The sequence below is a fragment of the Ralstonia condita genome (assembly GCF_958405655.1).
Lineage (GTDB): Bacteria > Pseudomonadota > Gammaproteobacteria > Burkholderiales > Burkholderiaceae > Ralstonia > Ralstonia condita.
In genome coordinates this window covers 1-19,837 of record NZ_CATYWO010000004.1, presented here as the reverse complement: position 1 = coordinate 19,837, position 19,837 = coordinate 1, and the positions used below count along the sequence as shown (strand labels likewise).

The following is a 19,837-nucleotide window of genomic DNA, read 5'->3' as shown; positions in this document are numbered from 1 at the left end:
GCCCCTTGCGGGGCCTGTTTCATTAGGGCGATGCGCTGAACCGATCAACGATCGAAGTCGCGCGAGCGGCCCTTGCTGCCGTAGCTGTCGCGGTTACCGTCACGATTGCCATAGCTGCGGCGGGGCGCGCCGGTGCCATTGCTGTCGCCGAAGCGGCTGCCGTTGTTGTCACCGAAGCGACGGGGCGCGCCTTCGCGATTGCCGTAGCCTTCGCGGTTGGCGTCACGGTTGCCGTAGCCGCTGCCACTGCTGTTGCCGAAACCGCGGTTGCCATCCTGCGTGCGGGCCGGGCGCTGTTGCGCGTCGCCGCGGTTTTGCTGGCTGTACGATGGGCGCGGGGCACGGTCATCTCGGTTCCATTCACGCTGGCCCTGGCCACCTTGGTAGCCGCCGCCGGTGCTGCGATCGCCACGGTCGTCACGGCGGGGGGCGAAACCTTCGCGGTCACCGCCGAAGCTGCGCTGGAAGCGGCCTTCGTTGCCGCCACCGTTACCGCCCTGACGTGCGGCATAGCCGTCACGCTGGCCGCGCCAGTTGCCGCCGCCGTTGCTACCGTTTCCGCGATAGCCGCCGCGTTCGCCACCGGCACGCGGGCCGCCGCTGCGCGGCTTCGGCGTACGCTTGGGCTCCAGTCCTTCGATGACGCTCGCGTCGATGCGGCGGTCAACAAAGCGCTCGATGCGGCGCCATTGGAACGTGTCGTTGTGGTTCACCAGGTTAATCGCGATCCCGCTGCGGCCGGCACGGCCTGTCCGGCCGATGCGGTGCACGTAGTCCTCGGCTTGCTTGGGCAGGTCGAAGTTGACCACGTGCGTGATGTCGGGCACGTCGATGCCGCGCGCCGCCACGTCGGTAGCCACGAGCACGCGCAGGTGGCCGCGGCGCAGCGCTGTCAGCGTGCGGTTGCGCGCGCCTTGATGCATGTCGCCGTGCAGTGCGCCGGCGGAGAAGCCGTGCTCGGTCAGGCGGTCAGCCAGCGAGTCGGCGTCACGCTTGGTGGCCGTGAAGACGATCGCTTGCTTGAGCGACGCATCACGCAGCAGGTGGTCGAGCAGTTGCTGCTTGTGCGAGACGTCGTCGGTGAAGTGCAGGCGCTCTTCGATGTTGCTCTGGTCGATCTTTGCGGCTGCGATCTCGATGCGCTGCGGGTCGCGCATCATGCGCTCGGCCAGTTGCTCGATGCGGCGGTCCATGGTGGCCGAGAACATCAGCATCTGGCGCGTGGCAGGCGTGGCCCCGACGATGGCTTCGATGTCGTCGGCAAAGCCCATGTCGAGCATGCGGTCGGCTTCGTCGAACACCAGCATGTTCAGCGCCGAGAGGTCAATGCGGCCAGAGTCGATGTGATCGAGCAGGCGGCCCGGCGTGGCGATGATGATGTCCGGCATGCGTGCCAGCATGTCGAGCTGCTTGGGGTAGGGCATGCCGCCCAGGATGCTTGCGCAGACGATGCGGCGCATGTGGCGGCCGTACTGCGATGCAGCCGTCGTCACCTGCAGCGCGAGTTCGCGCGTGGGGGTCAGCACCAGCAGCGACGGCTTGGCAGGTGCCGGGCGCGGACGACGGCCCTTCATGCGTTGCGGCGGGCCGTCCATGCGCGGACGCTGCGGCTCAGGCTGCTCGCTGATGCGCTGGATGGCGGGCAGCATGAAGGCTGCCGTCTTGCCCGAGCCGGTCTGGCTCGTCACCAGCAGGTCGCGGCCCAGCAGGCAGGCCGGAATGGCTTGCGCCTGCACGGGCGTCGGGGTGGTGTAGTTCACCTCGCCCAGTGCGCGGACGATGCGTTCGTCCAGGCCCAGCTCAGCAAAAGCGCTGGCACGCGTGGCGACGTCGGCGATGAGGTCGTTGGTGTTCGAGGTTGTTTCAGCGTGCGCAATGGCGCCGCTGCCGTCTTGAGGCTGCGTCATGTCGAATAGGTAGTAGGGCTGCCGCGCCAGCCGCATCAAGCGATGCGAACGGCGGAAATGGGATACGGCGACCGGTTAATCACGGGGCGTCGGCGCCAATCGGATAAGGCCGGTTCGACAGACGGGGCTGCAAAACGGACAAAGGCGGGGGAGTGGCCGGCCTCAAGCTGTATCAATCAGCGAGGTGGGGCGGCGGTCCCTTCGGCGTGATGTGAATCCACGCGGGAGATCGGAGACGATGCCAAGCACAATGGCAATCGGCTGCACATGCTTTACTAGGCGGGATAGTGAACGATGGACGCTGGTACTGAAACCTGCACATCGGCCAACCGCAATCAGGGCAGTAAGCAACCAAGCCCGGAACTGTAGCACGATTTTTTGCAGTGCGTCAAAGTAATCTCTCGATGGTTGCCGGATCGGGGATGCGACCTATACTCGAAACACCGGCCATACGCGGCCGAAAGGGGCGGATGATGGAATTCCCGATGGCCTTCTCCAACTTGTACTTGTTGCTTGCCGTCTGCGTGGCAGGCGTGATCGGCCTGGCGTCGGCGCCACTGGTGATCCGAGGCACACAGGTGGGTATCCGTGTGCTGTTGACGATCATTGGGGTACTGATCGGGCTGCTCTTGCTCGAAGCGCTGCCGGCGCTGACCTAGACGGCCCCGGGCCATCCGCAGCCATAGGCCCGCCCAGGACGGCGGGCCTCGTTGTTTCTGGGCAGAAAAAACAAAAGCCAGGCGGTGTGCCTGGCTTTGCTTTGTTTGGTCCCGCCGACAGGAATCGAACCTGTATCTCACGCTTAGGAGGCGCGTGCACTATCCATTGTGCTACGGCGAGTGACCCGTCCGGGTGGCGCGGGAGGCCGCCCGGAGCGATCGGCGATTCTACGCAATTTGCGCAGCCAAGGCCAGCCGGCCTAAGCCCTGGAGGCGTTTGCCGATGAGGCTTCGACGGCCAGGGCTTCACGCCGGAATCCGCGCGAGGCCGCGTGATAGAACGGCCGTGGACAGAACTGCCGCGCCACGAACGACGCCAGCAAAGTCGCCGCCAGCAAGTGAAACATCATGTCCTGGCTGCGGGTCATTTCCATGACGATTACGCTGGCTGTGATGGGTGCCTGCGTGGCGGCTGCCAGAAAGGCGGCCATCGAGATGAGGACGAGCATGCGTTCGTCGGCCAGGCCTGACGTGAGCTGCCACAGGTGTTGCCCCAGCCCCGCGCCAATCGCCAGCGAGGGCGTAAAGATGCCGCCCGGGATGCCCGCAAAGTACGAGGCTACCGTGGCGACCAATTTGGACACGCCAAACCAATGGGTCTCGATGGGGTGACCGTTGAGCAGCGCGGCGACCTGTGTGTAGCCGGTGCCGTATGTATCCCCCTGGGTGGCAGCGCCGATGCAGGCAATGACGACGCCGCAGCCAAAGGCCGTCCATACCGGATGACGCTGCACCCGTTGGCCGATCGGGCCGGGGAGGAGTCCAGCGACGCCGACCAGCAGCAGTTTGGCGAACAGCCCACCGAAGACCCCGCACACCAGCGCGGCCAGCATGATCCACGGCCACGCCTCGCGCAGGAACAGGATCGGCTCATGCACCAGAAAATAGGGATTGTTCCCGACCACCGCGAGCGACAGAAAGCCCGAAGCCAGCACACCCGCGAGGACCAGGCGGTCCCAGCGCAAGGTCGCGCCCTTGCCCAGTTCTTCGATGGCAAAGACGACGCCTGCCAGCGGGGTGTTGAAGGCCGCCGCCAGACCGCCTGCGGCACCGGCCGTGAGCAATGCCTGTGCATGGAAGCCGACACGTACCCCGGCGCGATGCTGCCACCAGTAACCCCACGCCAACATGGCGGCTGCGCCGACCTGAACCGACGGCCCTTCGCGCCCGACGGAGGCTCCGAGGAAGAGCGCCACGGCTGTCAGCGCGATCTTCCACAGCGCCTGAGGGAATGACACCAGTGTCGTCTGCGCGGTGCCAAACGGCGGCAGATGCTGTGTGGCAATGACCTGCGGAATGCCGCTGCCACGTGCCTGCGGCGCCACGCGCAATGTCATCCAGCGCAGGGCGGCCAGACCAGGGGGCAAGAGGGCGAAAGCCGCCCAGGCATGGCGTTCATGCAAGGCCCGTTGCCACGCAAGCGCGGTATCGGCCAGCCAGGAAAACACCAGCGAGAATAGGGCGACCCCCATCGCGCCGGCCAGAAAAATCGTGAAGCGCAAGCCATTGCGCGACATGCGGGATGTCTGGCGCAACTTGCGCTCGAAGGCGCGGAACAGCTGTTCGCGCAGCATGGCAAATGGGGAGGGGCGGGGAGCGTCGCTCATGGAAATGCAGGGGTCGTAGCGTGTCGTGTTATCAAAACTGCGTGAAGCCGTGATGATGACATGGCTTCTGTGGGGTACGCCCCACACTCAGTGCAGTGAGGGGGCGGTGCAAACGGTAAATAAAACGAACGATCGTTCAGAGAACCAGAATTAAGTATTCCGAACTTTGCATGATTGTTCACGGAAGTTATGCTTCCGCACCCCAACCCCAGCAATCTTCAGGCGACCATCATGCTGACATCCGAAGAACGGGACGATCCGTGGACGGTGGAGCCGTCGCTGGAAGGCCTGCTACCGCAGCATCGGTCCGGGACGCCTGCTCGCCCCATCTACTTCCGCCATACCGATACGCCCGAGGGGCACGTCATCAAGCAGTTCCCCGACGGTTCGCGCCAGCTCGTGCGCTTTGTCGGCCTGGAAGAGCAGGTCGTCAAGCACTTCCTGTAGACCCGCGGTTTCCCTCGTATTTGCTGCCCGCACGGCCGGCTTGCCTCGGCTGTGTGACATGTTGCATTGTGCTTCCTGATGATGCGTATCCCGGGCGAGCGTCCTATCATTCGTCATTATTTTATTAAGCACGCGTTGAATCAGTTCATGGCAAGCATGCAGCAAGGATTGATGCCGGCAGGGGGCTCAGCAGGAAAACAGGGCGCAGGACCCTCGATGACCGGCGCACCGCCAGCGATTGACATGGTGGTGCCCTGGCCGGTGCGAGAGTGGGCGCCCATCGTGACGCCCGATGAGGCTACGGCCATGCGGGCCGCGCTGGAGCGGGGCAACGTACTGCATTTTCCCGATCTTGGGTTTGACCTGGATGCGCGCGAACAGCGCTTCCTTGACGCCCGCTGGTCGGACGGCAAGACGAAAAACATCAACTTGCGCGCCAACGAGACGACGGTGCGCGGCGCTGTGGGCGCCCCTTCGGATCTGCGGGATCTCGCCACGCTGATCCGCCGCTATGCCGATGCCGCCGAGCGCCTCATTCTCGCGTTGTTCCCCGACTATGGGCAGTACCTCGGGCGCGCAGGCACCTCGCTGCGGCCAGCCGAGATTGCCGGAAGGCCAGTGAGCTGGCGCAAGGACGATACACGCCTGCACGTCGACGCGTTCCCATCGAACCCGCTGCACGGTCAGCGACTCCTGCGCGTCTTCCACAACGTCGATCCGAATGCCGCCCGCGTCTGGCGTGTCGGCGAACCGTTTGTGGATTTCGCGCAGCGCTTCGTGCCGAAGACGCGCGGCATGGTGCCGGGTCAATCGTGGCTCATGCACAAGCTGCACATCACCAAGCGTCCGCGTTCGGAATACGACCACCGCATGCTGCAATTGCACGATCTGGCCAAGGTCGACCTGCAGTACCAACAGAGCGCGCCGCAGCAGACCTTTGCGTTCGCGCCTGGCGCGACCTGGGTCGTCTTCAGTGACCAGACGCTGCATGCGGCCATGCGCGGGCGCGCGATGATGGAGCAGACCTTCTATCTGGACCCGGCCGCGATTGGCGACCGCACACACTCGCCCGAAGCCGTCCTCTCCCAACTGCTCGGCAGGCCGATGCTGCCTCCGCGGCGCTGACACGCGCCACCAGGAAAAACGCCGCCCTGCAGGGCGGCGTCGATAATGCGGTGTCTGGCGGTCAGTCGGCGATCTTGTCGCTCGGGTACTTGAAGGAATCCCGCAGCAGGAAGCTCATCGGAATGTCGAGTCTCGCGCCGTTGGGCGGAATCGGCTGCTGGAACCACTTCTTGTAAAGCTTGTCGGCCTCGTAGTCGAGGATGATGTTGGTCATCGCGCGATCGACCAGGTGCTTGAATTCAGCGTCGCTCTTGCTGAGCATGATCGCGTACGGTTCGACCGTCAGCATGTCGCCAACCACGGCGTAGTCCGCCGGGTTCTTGGTGTTGGCGCGAAAGCCATAGAGCAGCACATCATCCATTGGGAAGGCGTCAGCCTTGCCGGCTTCGACCATCGCGAACGACTCGGCGTGATCCTTCGCTTCGATGAACTTCATGTTCAGCACGCGAACGTCGTTCATCTTGCGCAATTCGGTCACGCTGGTGGTGCCTTTGGTGGTGACCACGGTTTTACCGCGCAGATCGTCCCACTTGTGGATGCCCGACGAACTCTTGACGATCATGCGGATGCCCGCGATGTAGTGCGGGATGGTGAATGCGACCTTCTCGCGGCGTTCCCGGTTGTTGGTGGTCGATCCGCATTCGAGATCAGCCTTGCCGTCGATGATGGCCGGCATTCGGGTGGACGGCGTGACCATGACGTACTGCACTTTCAGGTCAGGACGCTTGAGGTCGGTTCGCAGCTTGTCGACCACGCGCAGGCAAAGGTCCATTGCGTAACCGACGGGTTTCCCGTTGGCGTCGTAGAACGAAAACGGCACGGAACTCTCGCGGTACGCGATGTGAACCGTACCGGTGTCGCGGATGCGGTCGAGCACCGGCGTGGACGAGGCCAGGACGGTACCCGGCGAACAAACGGACAGCGAAATGCAGAGCAGCGCTGCGGCAGGCAGTGCGCGCTTGACGTACGGCATGGTTGTATCCCCCGGGAAAGAATGGGCGGCCCGCTTTATCGTTATGTCCGGCTTGTGGCCGGAGGGCCTGGCGCATCATACGGCTGCGATGCAGCACCGTGCAGAGCCCGAACCTTGCAGTGTTGTATGTAGGCAGCAAGACCGATCTGGTCCTGTAGATGGCTGCGCGGCGCGTCCGCCTAGTTACGGTGCGCGTCATGCACATTCCGGGCGCAGGCCGCACTTTTGCGGAGAGTGGTTGACCCGCTCGCGGTGCGTTCTGCATGGGCCTGACGCCCCATGCGTTGTCGCGGTGCAAAGCCGCTCGGCGCTTGGCGTTACGCGTTTTTCCTTACCGGGTTTGTCCCGAGTGCCTGAGAGGGAAAATGGGCGCTATCCTGCGGCCATGTCTTGTTCGCAAGGCATCGAGGAGAGACTCTTCCGGCCCGCCGAAAGCGGGCCGTTTTCTTTGGTGCGCAGGGTTTCAGCGCTGACTCGGCAGCGTACTGGTGGCGTCCGGAGACTGCCTTGGCCAGTTCGAGAAGGCAAAAACCCACAGCGCGATTAGGTTCACCACCGGCACCACCACTACCAGTGCCCACCACTGCGAAAAACCCGTTCGCAGCATGATTTGCCGTACCGGAATGCCCACGAGCATCAGGGCGATCAGCAGTCCAAACAGTTCGCGCATTGATTTTCCCCTACGGTCCAGATGGGTAGGCGCCGCTGAAGAAAGCGCGCCCGGCAGCACAAGCGTTATAGCACCGGCATGGATCAGCGCAATGACGGCGATCATACCGGTCGTACAATACGCGCCTCCTGGCCGCTCTCGGCCCGCATCCATCCCTGTCCCGCATGGCCCTGTTTTCCATTTCCGATGCGCAACTGGCGTTTGGCCACGTGGCGCTGCTCGACCACACCGATTTCTCGCTTGAAGCTGGCGAACGCGTCGGCCTGATCGGCCGTAACGGCACGGGCAAGTCGTCGCTGCTCAAGATCGTGGCGGGCATCACCGCGCCCGACGATGGCCTCATCGCACGCCAGAGCGGCGTCACTTCCGCCTATGTGCCGCAGGAGCCGGCGTTCGATCCGGACCAGACCGTGGCGGAAGCCGTGGCGATGGGCGTGCCGCATGCAGCGGGCTTGCTCGCCGAATACGAAGCGCTGATCACGTCGATGGGCGATTCCCACGATGAAGACGCGCTGCACAAGCTGCAAGCGTTGCAATCCCAACTGGAAGCGGCCGATGCGTGGCAACTGCGTACGCGCGTGGAAACGACCATCGCCCAGCTGGGCCTGCAGCCCGGCGCGCGCATCGGTTCGTTGTCTGGCGGCCTGACCAAGCGTGTGGCGCTGGCGCAGGCGCTGGTGGGCGCGCCCGACATCCTGCTGCTGGACGAGCCGACCAACCACCTCGACTACGACTCCATCCGCTGGCTCGAAGACTTGCTGTTGGCCTTCCGCGGCAGCGTGTTGTTCATTACGCACGATCGCGCGTTTCTCGACCGAGTCGCCACGCGCATCATCGAACTCGATCGCGGCAAGCTGCGCTCGTACCCCGGCAATTTCACGGCGTATCAGACGCGCAAGGCGCAGGAGCTGGAAGCTGAAGCGCTCGAAAACGCACGCTTCGATAAGCTGCTCGCGCAGGAAGAGGTGTGGATCCGCAAGGGCGTGGAAGCGCGCCGCACCCGCAGCGTGGGCCGAGTTGCGCGGCTGGAACAAATGCGTGTGGAGCGCCAGGCGCGCCGGGAGGTGCAGGGCAACGTGAAGCTGGAAGTCTCGCAGGGCGACCGCTCCGGCAAGATCGTCGCCGAGCTGATCGACGTGACCAAGCGCTATGGTGACAAAACCGTCGTCGACAACTTCACCGCGACCATCATGCGCGGCGACAAGGTCGGGATTCTCGGCGCCAACGGGGTCGGCAAGACCACGCTGCTGAAGTTGATTCTCGGCGAATTGGCGCCCGATTCGGGCACGGTGCGCAACGGCACCAACTTGCAGGTGGCGTATTTCGACCAGATGCGCGCGCAGTTGGACCTGAACCGGTCGCTCGCCGACACCATCAGTCCGGGCAGCGACTGGATCGAAGTGAACGGCCAGCGCAAGCACGTGATGAGCTACCTGGGAGACTTCCTCTTCCCGCCCGAGCGGGCGCGCTCGCCGGTGGCCTCGCTCTCTGGCGGCGAGCGCAACCGGCTGTTGCTGGCACGCCTGTTTGCGCGCCCGGCCAACGTGCTGGTGCTCGATGAGCCGACCAACGATCTGGACATCGATACGCTTGAGCTGCTGGAAGAACTGCTGCAGGAATACAGCGGCACGGTGTTCCTGGTGTCGCACGACCGCGCCTTTGTCGACAACGTCGTCACCTCCGTGATTGCCGCGGAAGGCGAGGGCCGCTGGCGCGAGTATGTGGGCGGGTTCTCCGACTGGCAGACGCAGTCGGCACGCGCCGCGCAGATGGCGCAGGCCGCCAAGCCCGTCGCGGAGGAAAAGAAGGCGGAAGCCGCCCGCCCGCGCGAGCGCGCCACGGTCAAGCTCAGCTACAAGGAGCAGCGCGAGCTGGACGCATTGCCCGCGCGCATCGAGGCGCTGGAGACCGAGCAGAAAGCGCTCGGCGCCGAGCTCGAAGACGGCACGATCTACGGCCGCGATCCGGAGCGTGCCCAGCAACTGGCCGAGCGCCACGAGGCGATCGAGCTGGAATTGCTGGAGGCGCTCGAGCGCTGGGAAGCCCTCGATGCCAAGCGCGCCGGCACGGCTTGACGCTTCGGTGGTCTGTCCATATGTCAGCGGGATGTCGACCGCGCGTCGCATCCCAAGGCTGACGATCCCTTCGCATTGGTAGGGACAGCTTCCTTTACAATGCGCGCTGCATTCCCGGCACGCAGGGACACACCCTGCGCCGGCCAGTTTTTCCGCCTTCCATGAGCAAAACTTCCCAATACAGCGAATCGTCGATCAAGGTCCTCAAGGGCCTCGAACCGGTCAAGCAACGGCCGGGCATGTACACGCGCACCGACAACCCGCTGCACATCGTGCAGGAAGTGATCGACAACGCCGCCGACGAGGCGCTGGGCGGCTACGGCAAGTTGATCGCCGTGACGCTGCACAAGGACGGCAGCGTGAGCGTGGAGGACGAGGCGCGCGGCATTCCCGTCGGCATTCACCCGGAAGAGGGTGTGCCGGTGGTCGAGATCGTCTTCACGCGCCTGCATGCTGGCGGCAAATTCGACAAGGGCCGTGGCGGTGCCTATGCATTCTCCGGCGGCCTGCATGGCGTGGGCGTTTCGGTGACGAACGCGCTGTCGACGCGGATGGAAGTGACGGTCTGGCGTGACGGCAATGTGTCGACGCTGACGTTTTCCGGTGGCGACGTCATCGAAAAACTGACCACGCGCAAGGCCGAGCGCGGCGAGAAGAAGAACGGCACGCGCGTGCGCGTGTGGCCCGACGCCAAGTATTTCGATTCCGAGAACATCCCGCAGGCCGAGCTGCAGCGCCTGCTGCGCAGCAAGGCCGTGCTGCTGCCAGGCGTGAAAGTCACGCTCACGCTGGAAAAGAGCGGTGAAACGCTCGAATGGCAATACGACCAGGGCCTGCGGGGCTACCTGGTCGAATCGCTCGCGCAGGGCAGCGGCGCCGAACCGGTGATCCCCCTGTTCGAGGGTGAGCATTTTGCCGACCCCGACAAGCCCGGCGAGGAAGGCTTTGCCTTCGGTGAAGGCGCCTCGTGGGTGGTGGCCTGGACGGAAGAGGGCTCGCCGGTGCGCGAGTCGTACGTCAACCTGATCCCCACGCCGGCGGGCGGCACGCACGAATCCGGCCTGCGTGAAGGCCTGTTCCAGGCCGTGAAGAGCTTCGTCGAGATGCACGCGCTTCAGCCGAAGGGTGTCAAGCTGATGCCGGAAGACGTGTTTGCGCGCGCTTCGTTCGTGCTGTCGGCCAAGGTGCTCGACCCGCAATTCCAGGGCCAGATCAAGGAACGCCTGAACAGCCGCGATGCGGTGCGGCTGGTGTCGACCTTCAGCCGCCCGGCGCTGGAACTGTGGCTGAACCAGCACGTTGAGCACGGCAAAAAGCTGGCCGAACTCGTCATCAAGCAGGCGCAGGCGCGCACGCGCGCAGCACAGAAGGTCGAGAAGAAGAAGGGCTCCGGCGTGGCCGTGCTGCCCGGCAAGCTGACCGATTGCGAATCCGACGACGTCACCCGCAACGAACTCTTCCTGGTGGAAGGCGACTCCGCTGGCGGCTCGGCCAAGATGGGCCGCGACAAGGAATTCCAGGCGATCCTGCCCCTGCGCGGCAAGGTGCTGAACACCTGGGAAACCGAGCGCGACCGCCTGTTCGCCAACAACGAGGTGCACGACATTGCCGTCGCCATCGGCGTGGACCCCCACGGGCCGAACGATGCGGTCGACCTGTCGGGCCTGCGCTACGGCAAGATCTGCATCCTGTCCGATGCTGACGTGGACGGCGCACACATCCAGGTGCTGCTGCTCACGCTGTTCTTCAAGCACTTCCCGCAACTGATCGCGCGCGGCAATGTGTGCGTGGCCCGCCCGCCGCTGTATCGTGTCGATGCCCCGGCGCGCGGCAAGAAGCCCGCGCAGAAGCTCTACGCACTGGACGACGGCGAGCTCGAAGCCATTGAAGACAAGCTGCGCAAGGATGGCGTGAAGGAAGGCGCCTGGCAGATCTCCCGCTTCAAGGGCCTGGGCGAAATGAGCGCCGAGCAGCTCTGGGAAACCACCATGAACCCCGACACGCGGCGCCTGCTGCCCGTGACGCTGGGCGATCTGGACGAAGAGCAGACCATCGGCGTGATGAACATGCTGATGGGCAAGGGCGAGGCAGGAGCTCGCCGCACCTGGCTGGAAGCGCGCGGCAACGAGGTGGAAGCCGATATCTGAAGCACGACCATTACACGATGACGCTGTTCCGACGTTTCGCGTTTGCGCTGACGGCGCTGGCCCTGGTGGCCAGCCAGCCGGCGCACGCCGACGTCTACGGCTACATCGATGAAAATGGACTGGCGCACTTTGCGGCTGAGCGCCTCGATGACCGCTACGTGCTGTTCATGAAGGGCGCCGCCGTCACCGCGCCTGACGACAAGGGCGAGGCAGCCATCGCGCTGCCCGCCACGGAACTGCCGGATGCCGACGCCTACCTCAACGCCAGCAAGCGCGATGCACTCGACAACGCCGGCGGCATGCGCCAGCGCCTGGTGCGTGCCGTGCTGCAGCACCCCAGCGTGCCGACGGTCGAGCCGCTGATCCGCCAGGCGGCAACCAGGCATGGCGTGGACCCTGCGCTGGTGAAGGCCGTGATTGCGGCCGAATCCGGTTTCAACCCGCAGGCCGTGTCGCCCAAGGGCGCGATCGGGCTGATGCAGGTGATTCCCGACACGGGCGCACGCTATGGCGTGACCGGCGACGCCCGCCGCACCGCCGCGCAGAAGCTGGCGGACCCGAAGACCAACATCGCCACCGGCGTGCGTTACCTGAGCGACCTGCTGCGCATGTTCTCGGGCAACCTTGAACTCGTGCTCGCGGCCTACAACGCGGGCGAGGGCGCGGTGCAGAAGCACGGCAACGACATCCCGCCGTACGCCGAGACACAGAACTACGTGAAGACGGTGCTGCAGTTCTACCGCTACTACAACCCGATGGCCGCCGTGCCGGGCCTGATGAACGTCAGCGCCCATGGCGTGATGGCAACGCGCAAGCCGGGCCGCACCGGCCGGCCTGCACGCATCGAACTCGTACTGGACCCGGCCACCGGCGTGGCCACGAACGCACCACAACATTGATCCTGGCGGCGCCGCATCGCATTGCTGCGGATGTGCGCCGCTTTCGCCTGAGCCTCCATGGAACAACAAGACATCCTCTTCGACCCCAGCGAGCCGGCCGAAGCGCTGACGCTTGGCGCGTATGCCGAGCGCGCTTACCTCGACTACGCCATCAGCGTGGTCAAGGGCCGAGCGCTGCCCGAGGTGGCCGATGGCCAGAAGCCGGTGCAGCGCCGCATCCTGTTCGCGATGCACGAGATGGGGCTGCGCGCCGATGCCAAGCCGGTCAAGTCGGCGCGCGTGGTCGGCGACGTGCTGGGCAAGTACCACCCCCACGGCGACCAATCCGCCTACGACGCGCTGGTGCGCCTGGCGCAGGATTTTTCGCTGCGCTACCCGCTGATCGACGGCCAGGGCAACTTCGGCTCGCGCGACGGTGATGGCGCGGCGGCGATGCGTTACACCGAAGCGCGCCTCACGCCCATCTCGCGCCTGCTGCTTGAGGAACTGGACCAGGGCACGGTCGACTTCATCCCGAACTACGACGGCTCGATGGACGAGCCGAAGCTCCTGCCGGCGCGCCTGCCGTTCGTGCTGCTCAACGGCGCATCGGGCATTGCGGTGGGCATGGCCACGGAGGTTCCGTCGCACAACCTGCGTGAAGTGGCCAACGCCGCGGTGGCGCTGATCCGCGACGACAAGCTCACCAGTGCCGACCTGATGCAGTACATGCCCGGGCCGGACTATCCGGGCGGCGGGCAGATCATCTCGTCGGCGGCAGACATCGCGCAGGTGTACGAGACCGGCCGCGGCAGCCTGAAGGTGCGTGCGCGCTGGAAGATCGAGGAGCTCGCGCGCGGCCAGTGGCAATTGGTGGTGACGGAGCTGCCGCCCAACACCTCGTCGCAGAAGGTGCTGGAAGAGATCGAGGAGCTGACCAATCCGAAGGTGCGCGCCGGCAAGAAATCGCTGTCGCCGGATCAGCTGCAGATGAAGCAGACCATGTTGGGCCTGCTCGATGCCGTGCGCGACGAATCGGGCAAGGATGCGCCGGTGCGCCTCGTGTTCGAGCCCAAGAGCAAGAACATCGACCAGCAGGAGTTTGCCAACGCGCTGCTGGCGCACACGTCGCTGGAATCGGGCGCGGCCATCAACCTCGTGATGATCGGCATGGACGGCCGCCCGCGCCAGAAGGGCCTGGCCGAGATCCTGCGCGAGTGGATCAGCTATCGCTTTGCCACGGTCACACGCCGTACGCGCCACCGGCTGGGCAAGGTGGAAGACCGCATCCACATTCTCGAAGGCCGGCAGATGGTGTTGCTGCGCATCGAGGACGTCATCCGCATCATTCGCGAGAGCGACGAGCCGAAGGCAGCGCTCATCCAGGCCTTCAACCTGACCGACCGTCAGGCCGAGGACATCCTGGAAATCCGTCTGCGCCAGTTGGCCCGTCTGGAAGCCATCAAGATCGAGCAGGAACTGAAGAACCTGCGTGAGGAGCAGGCTGATCTGGACGTGCTGCTGAAGTCGGAAACCATGATGCGCCGCCGCATCATCAAGGAGATCGAAACCGACGCAAAGCAATTCGGCGACGACCGCCGCACGCTCATCCAGGAGGAGCGCCGCGCCGCCGCTGAAGTCAAGGTCATCGACGAACCTGTCACGGTGGTCGTCTCGCAGAAGGGCTGGGTGCGCACGCGCCAGGGTCATGGGCATGACGCCACGCAATTCGGCTTCAAGGCCGGCGACGCGCTGTACGACACCTTCGAGTGCCGCACGACGGATACGCTCCTCATTTTCGGCTCGCGCGACGACAAGGGCACCGGCCGCGTCTATTCCGTCGCGGTCGCCAACCTGCCGGGCGGTCGTGGCGATGGCGTGCCGCTGACCACGCTGATCGAGCTGGCGCCGGGCACGCATATCGCCCACACCTTCGCTGGCCATGCCGAGCAGAACCTCGTCATCTCCACGCAAGGCGGCAACGGCTTCCTGGCCAAGGTGGGCGACATGGTCGGCCGCCAGAAAGCGGGCAAGGCATTCCTGACACTGGATGAGGGTGACCAGCCCAACAAGCCCGCGCCTGCGCCGGAAGATGCGTACGGGGTGGCTTGCCTGTCGGCCAACGGGCGCCTGCTGCTGTTCCCCATCACCGAACTGAAGACGCTCGCCAGCGGCGGCCGCGGCGTGATTCTGATGGAACTCGAGAAAAACGAGACGCTCGCCCAGGTGCTGGCTTTCGGCGCGGCGGGCTTCGTGCTGTCGGGCACTGGACCGCGGGGCGGCAAGGCTGTCGAGCAGACCATGACGACACGTGCCCAGGAACCTTTCGCCGGCAAGCGGGCCCGCAAGGGGAAGGTGCTGGAGCCCAAGCTGCGCGACCCGAGGCTCTCGCTGCCGAAACCCGCGCCAGCAGCCGGCTGATCCGATGAGCGATCTGCACACGCCGCCTGAAGCGGGTTCGCCGACAGACGCAAACGTTCCCTCGTGCCGCACGCTCTTCACCGAGTTTGCGCGCATGGGGCTGTCGGGGTTTGGTGGCGTGCTGCCGTTCGCGCGTGCCGGCATCGTGGACCGTAACCGCTGGCTGTCCAACACCGAGTTCGCCGAGTTGCTGAGTCTCGGGCAGGTGTTGCCTGGTCCGAATGTCGTCAACCTGTCGGTGATGCTCGGCTACCGCTACCACGGCGTGCGCGGTGCCGCGGCGGCAATGGCGGGGCTGGTGCTGACCCCTGCCGTGCTGCTGCTGCTGATCGTCATGCTGTACGACCACTTCAGCGCGCTGCCGCTCGTGCAGAACCTGCTCAAGGGCATGGCAGCGGTGGCGGCGGGGCTGGTGCTCTCGACGGCCGTCAAGCTGGCACAGGGACAGTCGCGCACGTGGCGTGCGGTCGGTGTCGGCCTGGCGGTCTTCCTCACCATCGGCGTGCTGCAGTGGCCGCTGCTTCCCGTCATGCTGGTGCTGATTCCGCTTGCGCTCGTGCTGGAATGGAGGGCGATGCGATGAGTCATCTCACCGCGGTCTTCGACCTCTTCTGGCACTTCCTGGTGCTGTCGTTTCTCGCCATTGGCGGGGCCAGTTCGACGCTGCCCGACATGCATCGCTTCCTGGTCGACACGCGGCATTACATGACCAGCGAGCAGTTGAGCGCGATGTATGCCATCTCGCAGGCAGCGCCCGGGCCCAACGTGCTCTTCGTCGAATTGTTCGGCTGGCAGGCCGCAGGGCTGGGCGGAGCGATCGCTTCCCTGGTGGGCATTTGCGGACCGTCATGCGTGATTGCGGCCGTGATCGCGCGCGTCATGGATCGCAAGCCCGACGCGCGCTGGATCGCGCTGGTCCGCCGTGGCCTCGCACCCCTGACGATCGGCCTGCTGTTCTCCACCGGCTGGGTTCTTGCGCACGGCGCCGACAATAGCTTCGGCACCATCGCGCTGACCGTGGCCACCGTCCTGGCCTGTACCTTCACGCGGGTGCATCCGCTGGTGCTGGTGAGCCTGGGGGCGCTGGCCGGCGGCCTGGGCTTGGTATAGACGCGTCGGACGGGCGATCTACCTGATCACCCGTCTGGAGCGCCTGCGGGCGCGTCAAGGCTGCCCGGCCGTGCAAACGCTGCGGCGTGTGTTGCGTTGGCCCAGCGGTTACCAGGATCGCGTCCAGTGCACCCGTCTACGCGCGCTGGTAAGGCGTCGATCTCCTCGGGGTGACCCGCGTTGCGAGGATTGAAACCCGACGGCTGGCGCTCGACTCACGACGGGTCGCGCGTTGTCGGTAGCCAACGGGGCGCCGCGTGTCCATCCATGAAAAAAGCCGCTCGGTCGAGCGGCTTTTTTGTACAACGGTGCAGCAGCGAGTGCTTAATGCACGACCATGCGCGTGAACGGCTCCACGTAGGCCTGCAGGGTGATCATCAAGCCCACCAGGAACGCCAGCGCGATCGAGTGGAAGAACACGTAGCGCAGGATGTCGCCCTCGTGGCCGTACCACTTGGTCGCGGTGGAGGCCACCACGATGGACTGCGCATCGATCATCTTGCCCATCACGCCACCAGCGCTGTTGGCCGCCGACATGAGGATTGGCGAGAGGCCAAGCTGTTCCGCCGTGGTCTTTTGCAGGCCGCCGAACAGCACGTTCGAAGCCGTGTCGGAACCCGTGAGCGCCACGCCCAGCCAGCCCAGCATCGTGCCGAACAGCGGGTAGAGCACGCCCGTGTGGGCGAATGCCAGACCCAGGGTTGCGTCCAGGCCCGAGTAGCGGGTCAGGTAGCCGATACCGAACATCGCGCAGATCGTCAGCAGCGAATAACGCGTGACCTTGATGGTGTTCCAGTACTCCTTGACCATGCGCGGCAACGAGTAACCCATCAGCAGCCCGCCCACAATGGCCGATACCAGGATGCCCGTGCCAGCCATCGACAGGACGTTGAAGCTGAACACAGCGCCTTCGGCGATGACCTTGGGCACCACCGGCGGGCCCTTGAGGACCATCTTGTCCAGGCCCGGAACGGCAAACTTGTACGCCCACAGGCCGTCGGCGAACGACTTGAACTGCGGCACACCCCAGATGAACACGAAGATCGTCAGGATGACCCACGGCAGCCAGGCTTGCACGCGCGTGATCTTGCCGTTGGTCGTCATGGTCGCTTCGCGCGCGTCGGCGGCGGCTTCGGGATCGACGCGGGAGTTGTCCTCGCGGTTGCGCAGGGCCGTCGACGTCCAGATGGTCTTGGGCTTCCAGACCTTCAGGAACAGCGTGAGCGAGCCCATCGAGACGAGCGCGGCAATCACGTCCACCAGCCACGGGCCATGGAAGTTCGAGACCAGGAACTGCGGAACCGCAAACGACACGCCTGCCACCAGGATCGCCGGCCAGATCTGGATCATGCCGCGGAAGCCCGCGAACGCCCAGATCAGCCAGAACGGCACCAGGACCGAGAAGAACGGCAGCTGGCGGCCGACCATCGCCGACAGATGCAGCAGGTCCAGGCCCGTGACCGATGCCAAACCGATGAGCGGTGCTCCCAGCGCGCCATAGGCCACCGGAGCGGTGTTGGCGATCAGCGCCAGGCCCGAGGCGGCCAGCGGCGAGAAGCCCAGACCGATCAGGATGGCACCCGTCACCGCCACTGGCGTACCGAAGCCGGCGGCGCCTTCGAAGAAGGCACCGAAGCTGAACGCCACCAGCAGCAGTTGCAGGCGGCGGTCTTCGGTAATGCCCGAGATCGAGCTCTGCAAGACCTTGAACGAGCCGTTCAAGGTGGTGAGCCGGTGCAGGAAGATGATGTTGAGAACGATCCAGCCGATCGGGAAGAGGCCGGAGACGATACCCAGGCCAGCGGCCTTGCCAGCCATGGCGGCGGGCATGCCGAACACGAACGAGGCGATCCCCACCCCGACAATCAGCGCCAGTCCGGCAGCCAGGTGGGCCTGCATATGGAAAAAGGCCAGCGAGCACAGCAGTACCGCTACGGGTATCCCCGCCGCGATGGTCGACCACACGGCACTGCCGAGTGGGTCATAGACTTGATTCCACATCTTGATCTCCTCCTGTTTCTGAGCGTTTCAGTTCTTCTCGATACTGAACGTCTTCTGTAGCCCCGTGCGCGGAGCAAGCGCAGATTGTAGGAACAAGCGTGCCGGGGGTTCGGCAATATTCTGTCACTTTCGACCTGAAAAGTATTCATCGGCGTGCGCGCGCCGCTTGACGCGGCGCAGGCAATTGCACCGGGTAAATCCGGGTTGTGGAATCATTGCGCCTGAAATCACCCTTGCGTCATTCGGAAATCACCTCCACTCCATGGCTTGCCAGACGGCCGTCTTTCTTCGCCGCCACGGGTCTCGACTGGCCGCTGCCGTGCTGGTCTGGTTCGCGGCACTGGTGATCTTTCCCTCTGCTGCGTACGCGCGCAGCGCCGCAGCCGCCAACCCGGAGGGCGCCGAATCGACGCGGCCGCGCATCGGCCTCGTGCTGTCGGGAGGCGGAGCACGCGGGTACGCGCATATCGGCGTGCTCAAGATGCTGGAGCGACTGCGCATTCCTGTCGACGTGATCACCGGCACCAGCATCGGGGCAGTGGTCGGCGGGTTGTACGCCAGCGGTCTGCGTGCGGATGCCCTGGAGCAACAGCTCTCGCAGGTCGACCTGAGCGATATCGCTTTCGATCGCAACGAGCGCGCCAAACTCCCTCAATCGCTGCGGGAGGATGATTTCCAGTACCCGATCGGCCTGTCGGCCGGATATGGCGACGGCAAGCTCAAGCTGCCCGCAGGGCTGGTGCAGGGCAATCGGTTGCTGGCGCTGCTCAAGAACTGGACCGCACGGTGGCCCGACAACATTGACTTTGCGCGGTTGCCGATCCCGTTCAAGGCCATGGCGACCGACCTGGCCACGGGCAACCCGGTGATCCTCGACCACGGTTCGCTGCCGCTGGCGATACGCGCGAGGTGTGGAACGTCTATCTGCAGCTCGGCCGCGTGTTCTGACCGCCGTGCGCGCGTTGTCTTTCCTGCTGGTGTTCCTGATGGCGGTACGGCGCGTGTTCAAGGGAGCGCGCAGCTGCACCGGCTGGATGCGGCGCACGAGCGCGTGGCGGCAGGGCCTGCTGCCGGATCAACATCCATCGGCACCCGGTCCATGCGTTTCGCGGCCGCAGGATCGAACCCGAAGAAGCCGAGCACTTCGGTGGCGACCTGCTCGCGGTCATTGTCCACGCAGATCATGTGATAGCTGTTCTCCAGGACGACGGTGCGCGCGAGTGACAGTGTGGCCTGCGGCGTTTCTGCCGAGCGCAGGCTGGTGAGTTCGTCTTCGCGCGCGTGGAGGATGAGCGTCTGGCAACGTGTTTGCGGTGCGGCGCATCGCGCCCAAGCTCGCAGCCGGTCGACCTGCCGGATGCAGGCTAGCGGCACCCACGGATAGTGAAAGCTGTCGCCGCGCGCAAGCTTGGCCTGGATGATCCGCCGCAGCAGCGGGTTCTTGATGCCGAACGGCTTGGCCTCTTCCACGCGCATGCGCGCTGCCATGCCGGGAATGCAATACACCGCATGGCGCAGGTCGCGATACCACGGCGTCGACCAGCCATCGCTCCAGCGCCGCCAGTGCGAGCTGTGCCACGGCAAATGCCGCACCGAGCCCGGGCCACTCGCGGTACGGCCGCAGCATGAAGGCAGCCATGGTCACGCCTGCCGGCAGCCAGAGATAGCCTGTCATGGGGGGGCGGGGCCCCGTGCCCCGCAGCCACCCCACCCCCGCCCCCACAAACAGCGCCCCCCCCCCGATGGTGGACCCGGGG

The 19,837-nt window shown here is 65.1% G+C and carries 14 protein-coding genes, 1 tRNA gene and 5 pseudogenes; 12 read left to right on the top strand and 8 right to left on the bottom strand.

Features of this window, described 5'->3' with window-relative positions; genetic code table 11:
- Positions 1 to 44 precede the first annotated feature (44 nt).
- A complete protein-coding gene (locus tag R2N03_RS13780) occupies positions 45 to 1,907 on the bottom strand; it encodes a DEAD/DEAH box helicase (protein WP_316658214.1) in 1,863 nt (620 codons plus the stop codon).
- A 470-nt stretch (positions 1,908 to 2,377) separates the two neighbouring features.
- Between R2N03_RS13780 and R2N03_RS13775 the strand changes: the two genes are divergently transcribed.
- Entirely contained in the window at positions 2,378 to 2,566 is a 189-nt protein-coding gene (locus tag R2N03_RS13775) for a hypothetical protein (protein ID WP_316658213.1), read from the top strand.
- A 106-nt stretch (positions 2,567 to 2,672) separates the two neighbouring features.
- On the opposite strand, the gene R2N03_RS13770 is transcribed toward R2N03_RS13775, so the two are convergent.
- A tRNA-Arg gene (locus tag R2N03_RS13770) sits at positions 2,673 to 2,747 on the bottom strand.
- A gap of 79 nt (positions 2,748 to 2,826) precedes the next feature.
- Positions 2,827 to 4,233, bottom strand: coding sequence for a chloride channel protein (locus R2N03_RS13765; RefSeq protein WP_316658212.1), 1,407 nt, complete (start codon positions 4,231 to 4,233; stop codon positions 2,827 to 2,829).
- 231 nt (positions 4,234 to 4,464) lie between these two features.
- On the opposite strand from R2N03_RS13765, the gene R2N03_RS13760 reads away from it, so the two are divergent.
- Entirely contained in the window at positions 4,465 to 4,680 is a 216-nt protein-coding gene (locus tag R2N03_RS13760; protein ID WP_316658211.1) for a hypothetical protein, read from the top strand.
- A 216-nt stretch (positions 4,681 to 4,896) separates the two neighbouring features.
- Positions 4,897 to 5,805 (top strand): Kdo hydroxylase KdoO, encoded by a 909-nt coding sequence (gene kdoO, locus R2N03_RS13755; protein WP_428984409.1) that lies wholly within the window; start codon positions 4,897 to 4,899, stop codon positions 5,803 to 5,805.
- A 61-nt stretch (positions 5,806 to 5,866) separates the two neighbouring features.
- Here kdoO and R2N03_RS13750 read toward each other — a convergent pair whose 3' ends face one another.
- The gene (locus R2N03_RS13750) at positions 5,867 to 6,778 is read right to left on the bottom strand and encodes an amino acid ABC transporter substrate-binding protein (RefSeq protein ID WP_316658209.1); all 912 of its coding nucleotides are present in this window, start codon (positions 6,776 to 6,778) and stop codon (positions 5,867 to 5,869) included.
- A gap of 463 nt (positions 6,779 to 7,241) precedes the next feature.
- Positions 7,242 to 7,448: a hypothetical protein gene (locus R2N03_RS13745; RefSeq protein WP_316658586.1), complete on the bottom strand. Its 207-nt coding sequence runs from the start codon at positions 7,446 to 7,448 to the stop codon at positions 7,242 to 7,244.
- A gap of 164 nt (positions 7,449 to 7,612) precedes the next feature.
- On the opposite strand from R2N03_RS13745, the pseudogene R2N03_RS21040 reads away from it, so the two are divergent.
- From R2N03_RS21040 to R2N03_RS13715, 8 genes and pseudogenes are all read left to right on the top strand, one after another.
- Positions 7,613 to 8,494 (top strand): annotated as a pseudogene (locus R2N03_RS21040) (ABC-F family ATP-binding cassette domain-containing protein); the annotation flags it as partial.
- A gap of 153 nt (positions 8,495 to 8,647) precedes the next feature.
- Positions 8,648 to 8,959 (top strand): annotated as a pseudogene (locus R2N03_RS21035) (ATP-binding cassette domain-containing protein); the annotation flags it as partial.
- Between the two features lie 258 nt (positions 8,960 to 9,217).
- Positions 9,218 to 9,523 carry a hypothetical protein gene (locus R2N03_RS21030; RefSeq protein WP_428984415.1) on the top strand — a complete coding sequence of 102 codons (306 nt, stop codon included), beginning with the start codon at positions 9,218 to 9,220 and terminating at the stop codon, positions 9,521 to 9,523.
- A gap of 161 nt (positions 9,524 to 9,684) precedes the next feature.
- Complete coding sequence (locus tag R2N03_RS13735) at positions 9,685 to 11,670, top strand: DNA topoisomerase IV subunit B (protein ID WP_316658207.1); 1,986 nt, start codon at positions 9,685 to 9,687, stop codon at positions 11,668 to 11,670.
- Between the two features lie 17 nt (positions 11,671 to 11,687).
- On the top strand, positions 11,688 to 12,569 hold the full coding sequence (locus R2N03_RS13730; RefSeq protein ID WP_316658206.1) for a lytic transglycosylase domain-containing protein: 882 nt from the start codon (positions 11,688 to 11,690) through the stop codon (positions 12,567 to 12,569).
- 57 nt (positions 12,570 to 12,626) lie between these two features.
- A complete protein-coding gene (gene parC / locus R2N03_RS13725) occupies positions 12,627 to 14,969 on the top strand; it encodes a DNA topoisomerase IV subunit A (RefSeq protein WP_316658205.1) in 2,343 nt (780 codons plus the stop codon).
- A gap of 4 nt (positions 14,970 to 14,973) precedes the next feature.
- Positions 14,974 to 15,552 carry a chromate transporter gene (locus tag R2N03_RS13720; protein WP_316658204.1) on the top strand — a complete coding sequence of 193 codons (579 nt, stop codon included), beginning with the start codon at positions 14,974 to 14,976 and terminating at the stop codon, positions 15,550 to 15,552.
- A complete protein-coding gene (locus R2N03_RS13715; protein ID WP_316658203.1) occupies positions 15,534 to 16,079 on the top strand; it encodes a chromate transporter in 546 nt (181 codons plus the stop codon). Before R2N03_RS13720 ends, R2N03_RS13715 begins: the two co-directional genes overlap by 19 nt.
- A gap of 324 nt (positions 16,080 to 16,403) precedes the next feature.
- Here the strand turns inward: R2N03_RS13715 and R2N03_RS13710 are convergent, their stop codons facing one another.
- Entirely contained in the window at positions 16,404 to 18,080 is a 1,677-nt protein-coding gene (locus R2N03_RS13710) for an L-lactate permease (protein WP_316658202.1), read from the bottom strand.
- Positions 18,081 to 18,178: 98 nt separating this feature from the next.
- Here R2N03_RS13710 and R2N03_RS13705 point away from each other — a divergent pair.
- Positions 18,179 to 18,987 (top strand): annotated as a pseudogene (locus R2N03_RS13705) (patatin-like phospholipase family protein); the annotation flags it as partial.
- Positions 18,988 to 19,085: 98 nt separating this feature from the next.
- On the opposite strand, the pseudogene R2N03_RS13700 reads toward R2N03_RS13705, so the two are convergent.
- Positions 19,086 to 19,628, bottom strand: a pseudogene (locus R2N03_RS13700) (alpha/beta hydrolase); the annotation flags it as partial.
- Position 19,629: 1 nt separating this feature from the next.
- A pseudogene (locus R2N03_RS13695) lies at positions 19,630 to 19,809 on the bottom strand (MASE1 domain-containing protein); the annotation flags it as partial.
- Positions 19,810 to 19,837 lie beyond the last annotated feature (28 nt).

Excerpts from the sequence above, each read along its gene's own strand:
- R2N03_RS13780 (WP_316658214.1), bottom strand. The coding sequence starts at position 1,907 with ATGACGCAGCCTCAAGACGGCAGCGGCGCCATTGCGCACGCTGAAACA.
- R2N03_RS13775 (WP_316658213.1), top strand. The coding sequence starts at position 2,378 with ATGATGGAATTCCCGATGGCCTTCTCCAACTTGTACTTGTTGCTTGCC.
- R2N03_RS13765 (WP_316658212.1), bottom strand. The coding sequence starts at position 4,233 with ATGAGCGACGCTCCCCGCCCCTCCCCATTTGCCATGCTGCGCGAACAG.
- R2N03_RS13760 (WP_316658211.1), top strand. The coding sequence starts at position 4,465 with ATGCTGACATCCGAAGAACGGGACGATCCGTGGACGGTGGAGCCGTCG.
- kdoO (WP_428984409.1), top strand. The coding sequence starts at position 4,897 with ATGACCGGCGCACCGCCAGCGATTGACATGGTGGTGCCCTGGCCGGTG.
- R2N03_RS13750 (WP_316658209.1), bottom strand. The coding sequence starts at position 6,778 with ATGCCGTACGTCAAGCGCGCACTGCCTGCCGCAGCGCTGCTCTGCATT.
- R2N03_RS13745 (WP_316658586.1), bottom strand. The coding sequence starts at position 7,448 with ATGCGCGAACTGTTTGGACTGCTGATCGCCCTGATGCTCGTGGGCATT.
- R2N03_RS21030 (WP_428984415.1), top strand. The coding sequence starts at position 9,218 with ATGGCGCAGGCCGCCAAGCCCGTCGCGGAGGAAAAGAAGGCGGAAGCC.
- R2N03_RS13735 (WP_316658207.1), top strand. The coding sequence starts at position 9,685 with ATGAGCAAAACTTCCCAATACAGCGAATCGTCGATCAAGGTCCTCAAG.
- R2N03_RS13730 (WP_316658206.1), top strand. The coding sequence starts at position 11,688 with ATGACGCTGTTCCGACGTTTCGCGTTTGCGCTGACGGCGCTGGCCCTG.
- parC (WP_316658205.1), top strand. The coding sequence starts at position 12,627 with ATGGAACAACAAGACATCCTCTTCGACCCCAGCGAGCCGGCCGAAGCG.
- R2N03_RS13720 (WP_316658204.1), top strand. The coding sequence starts at position 14,974 with ATGAGCGATCTGCACACGCCGCCTGAAGCGGGTTCGCCGACAGACGCA.
- R2N03_RS13715 (WP_316658203.1), top strand. The coding sequence starts at position 15,534 with ATGGAGGGCGATGCGATGAGTCATCTCACCGCGGTCTTCGACCTCTTC.
- R2N03_RS13710 (WP_316658202.1), bottom strand. The coding sequence starts at position 18,080 with ATGTGGAATCAAGTCTATGACCCACTCGGCAGTGCCGTGTGGTCGACC.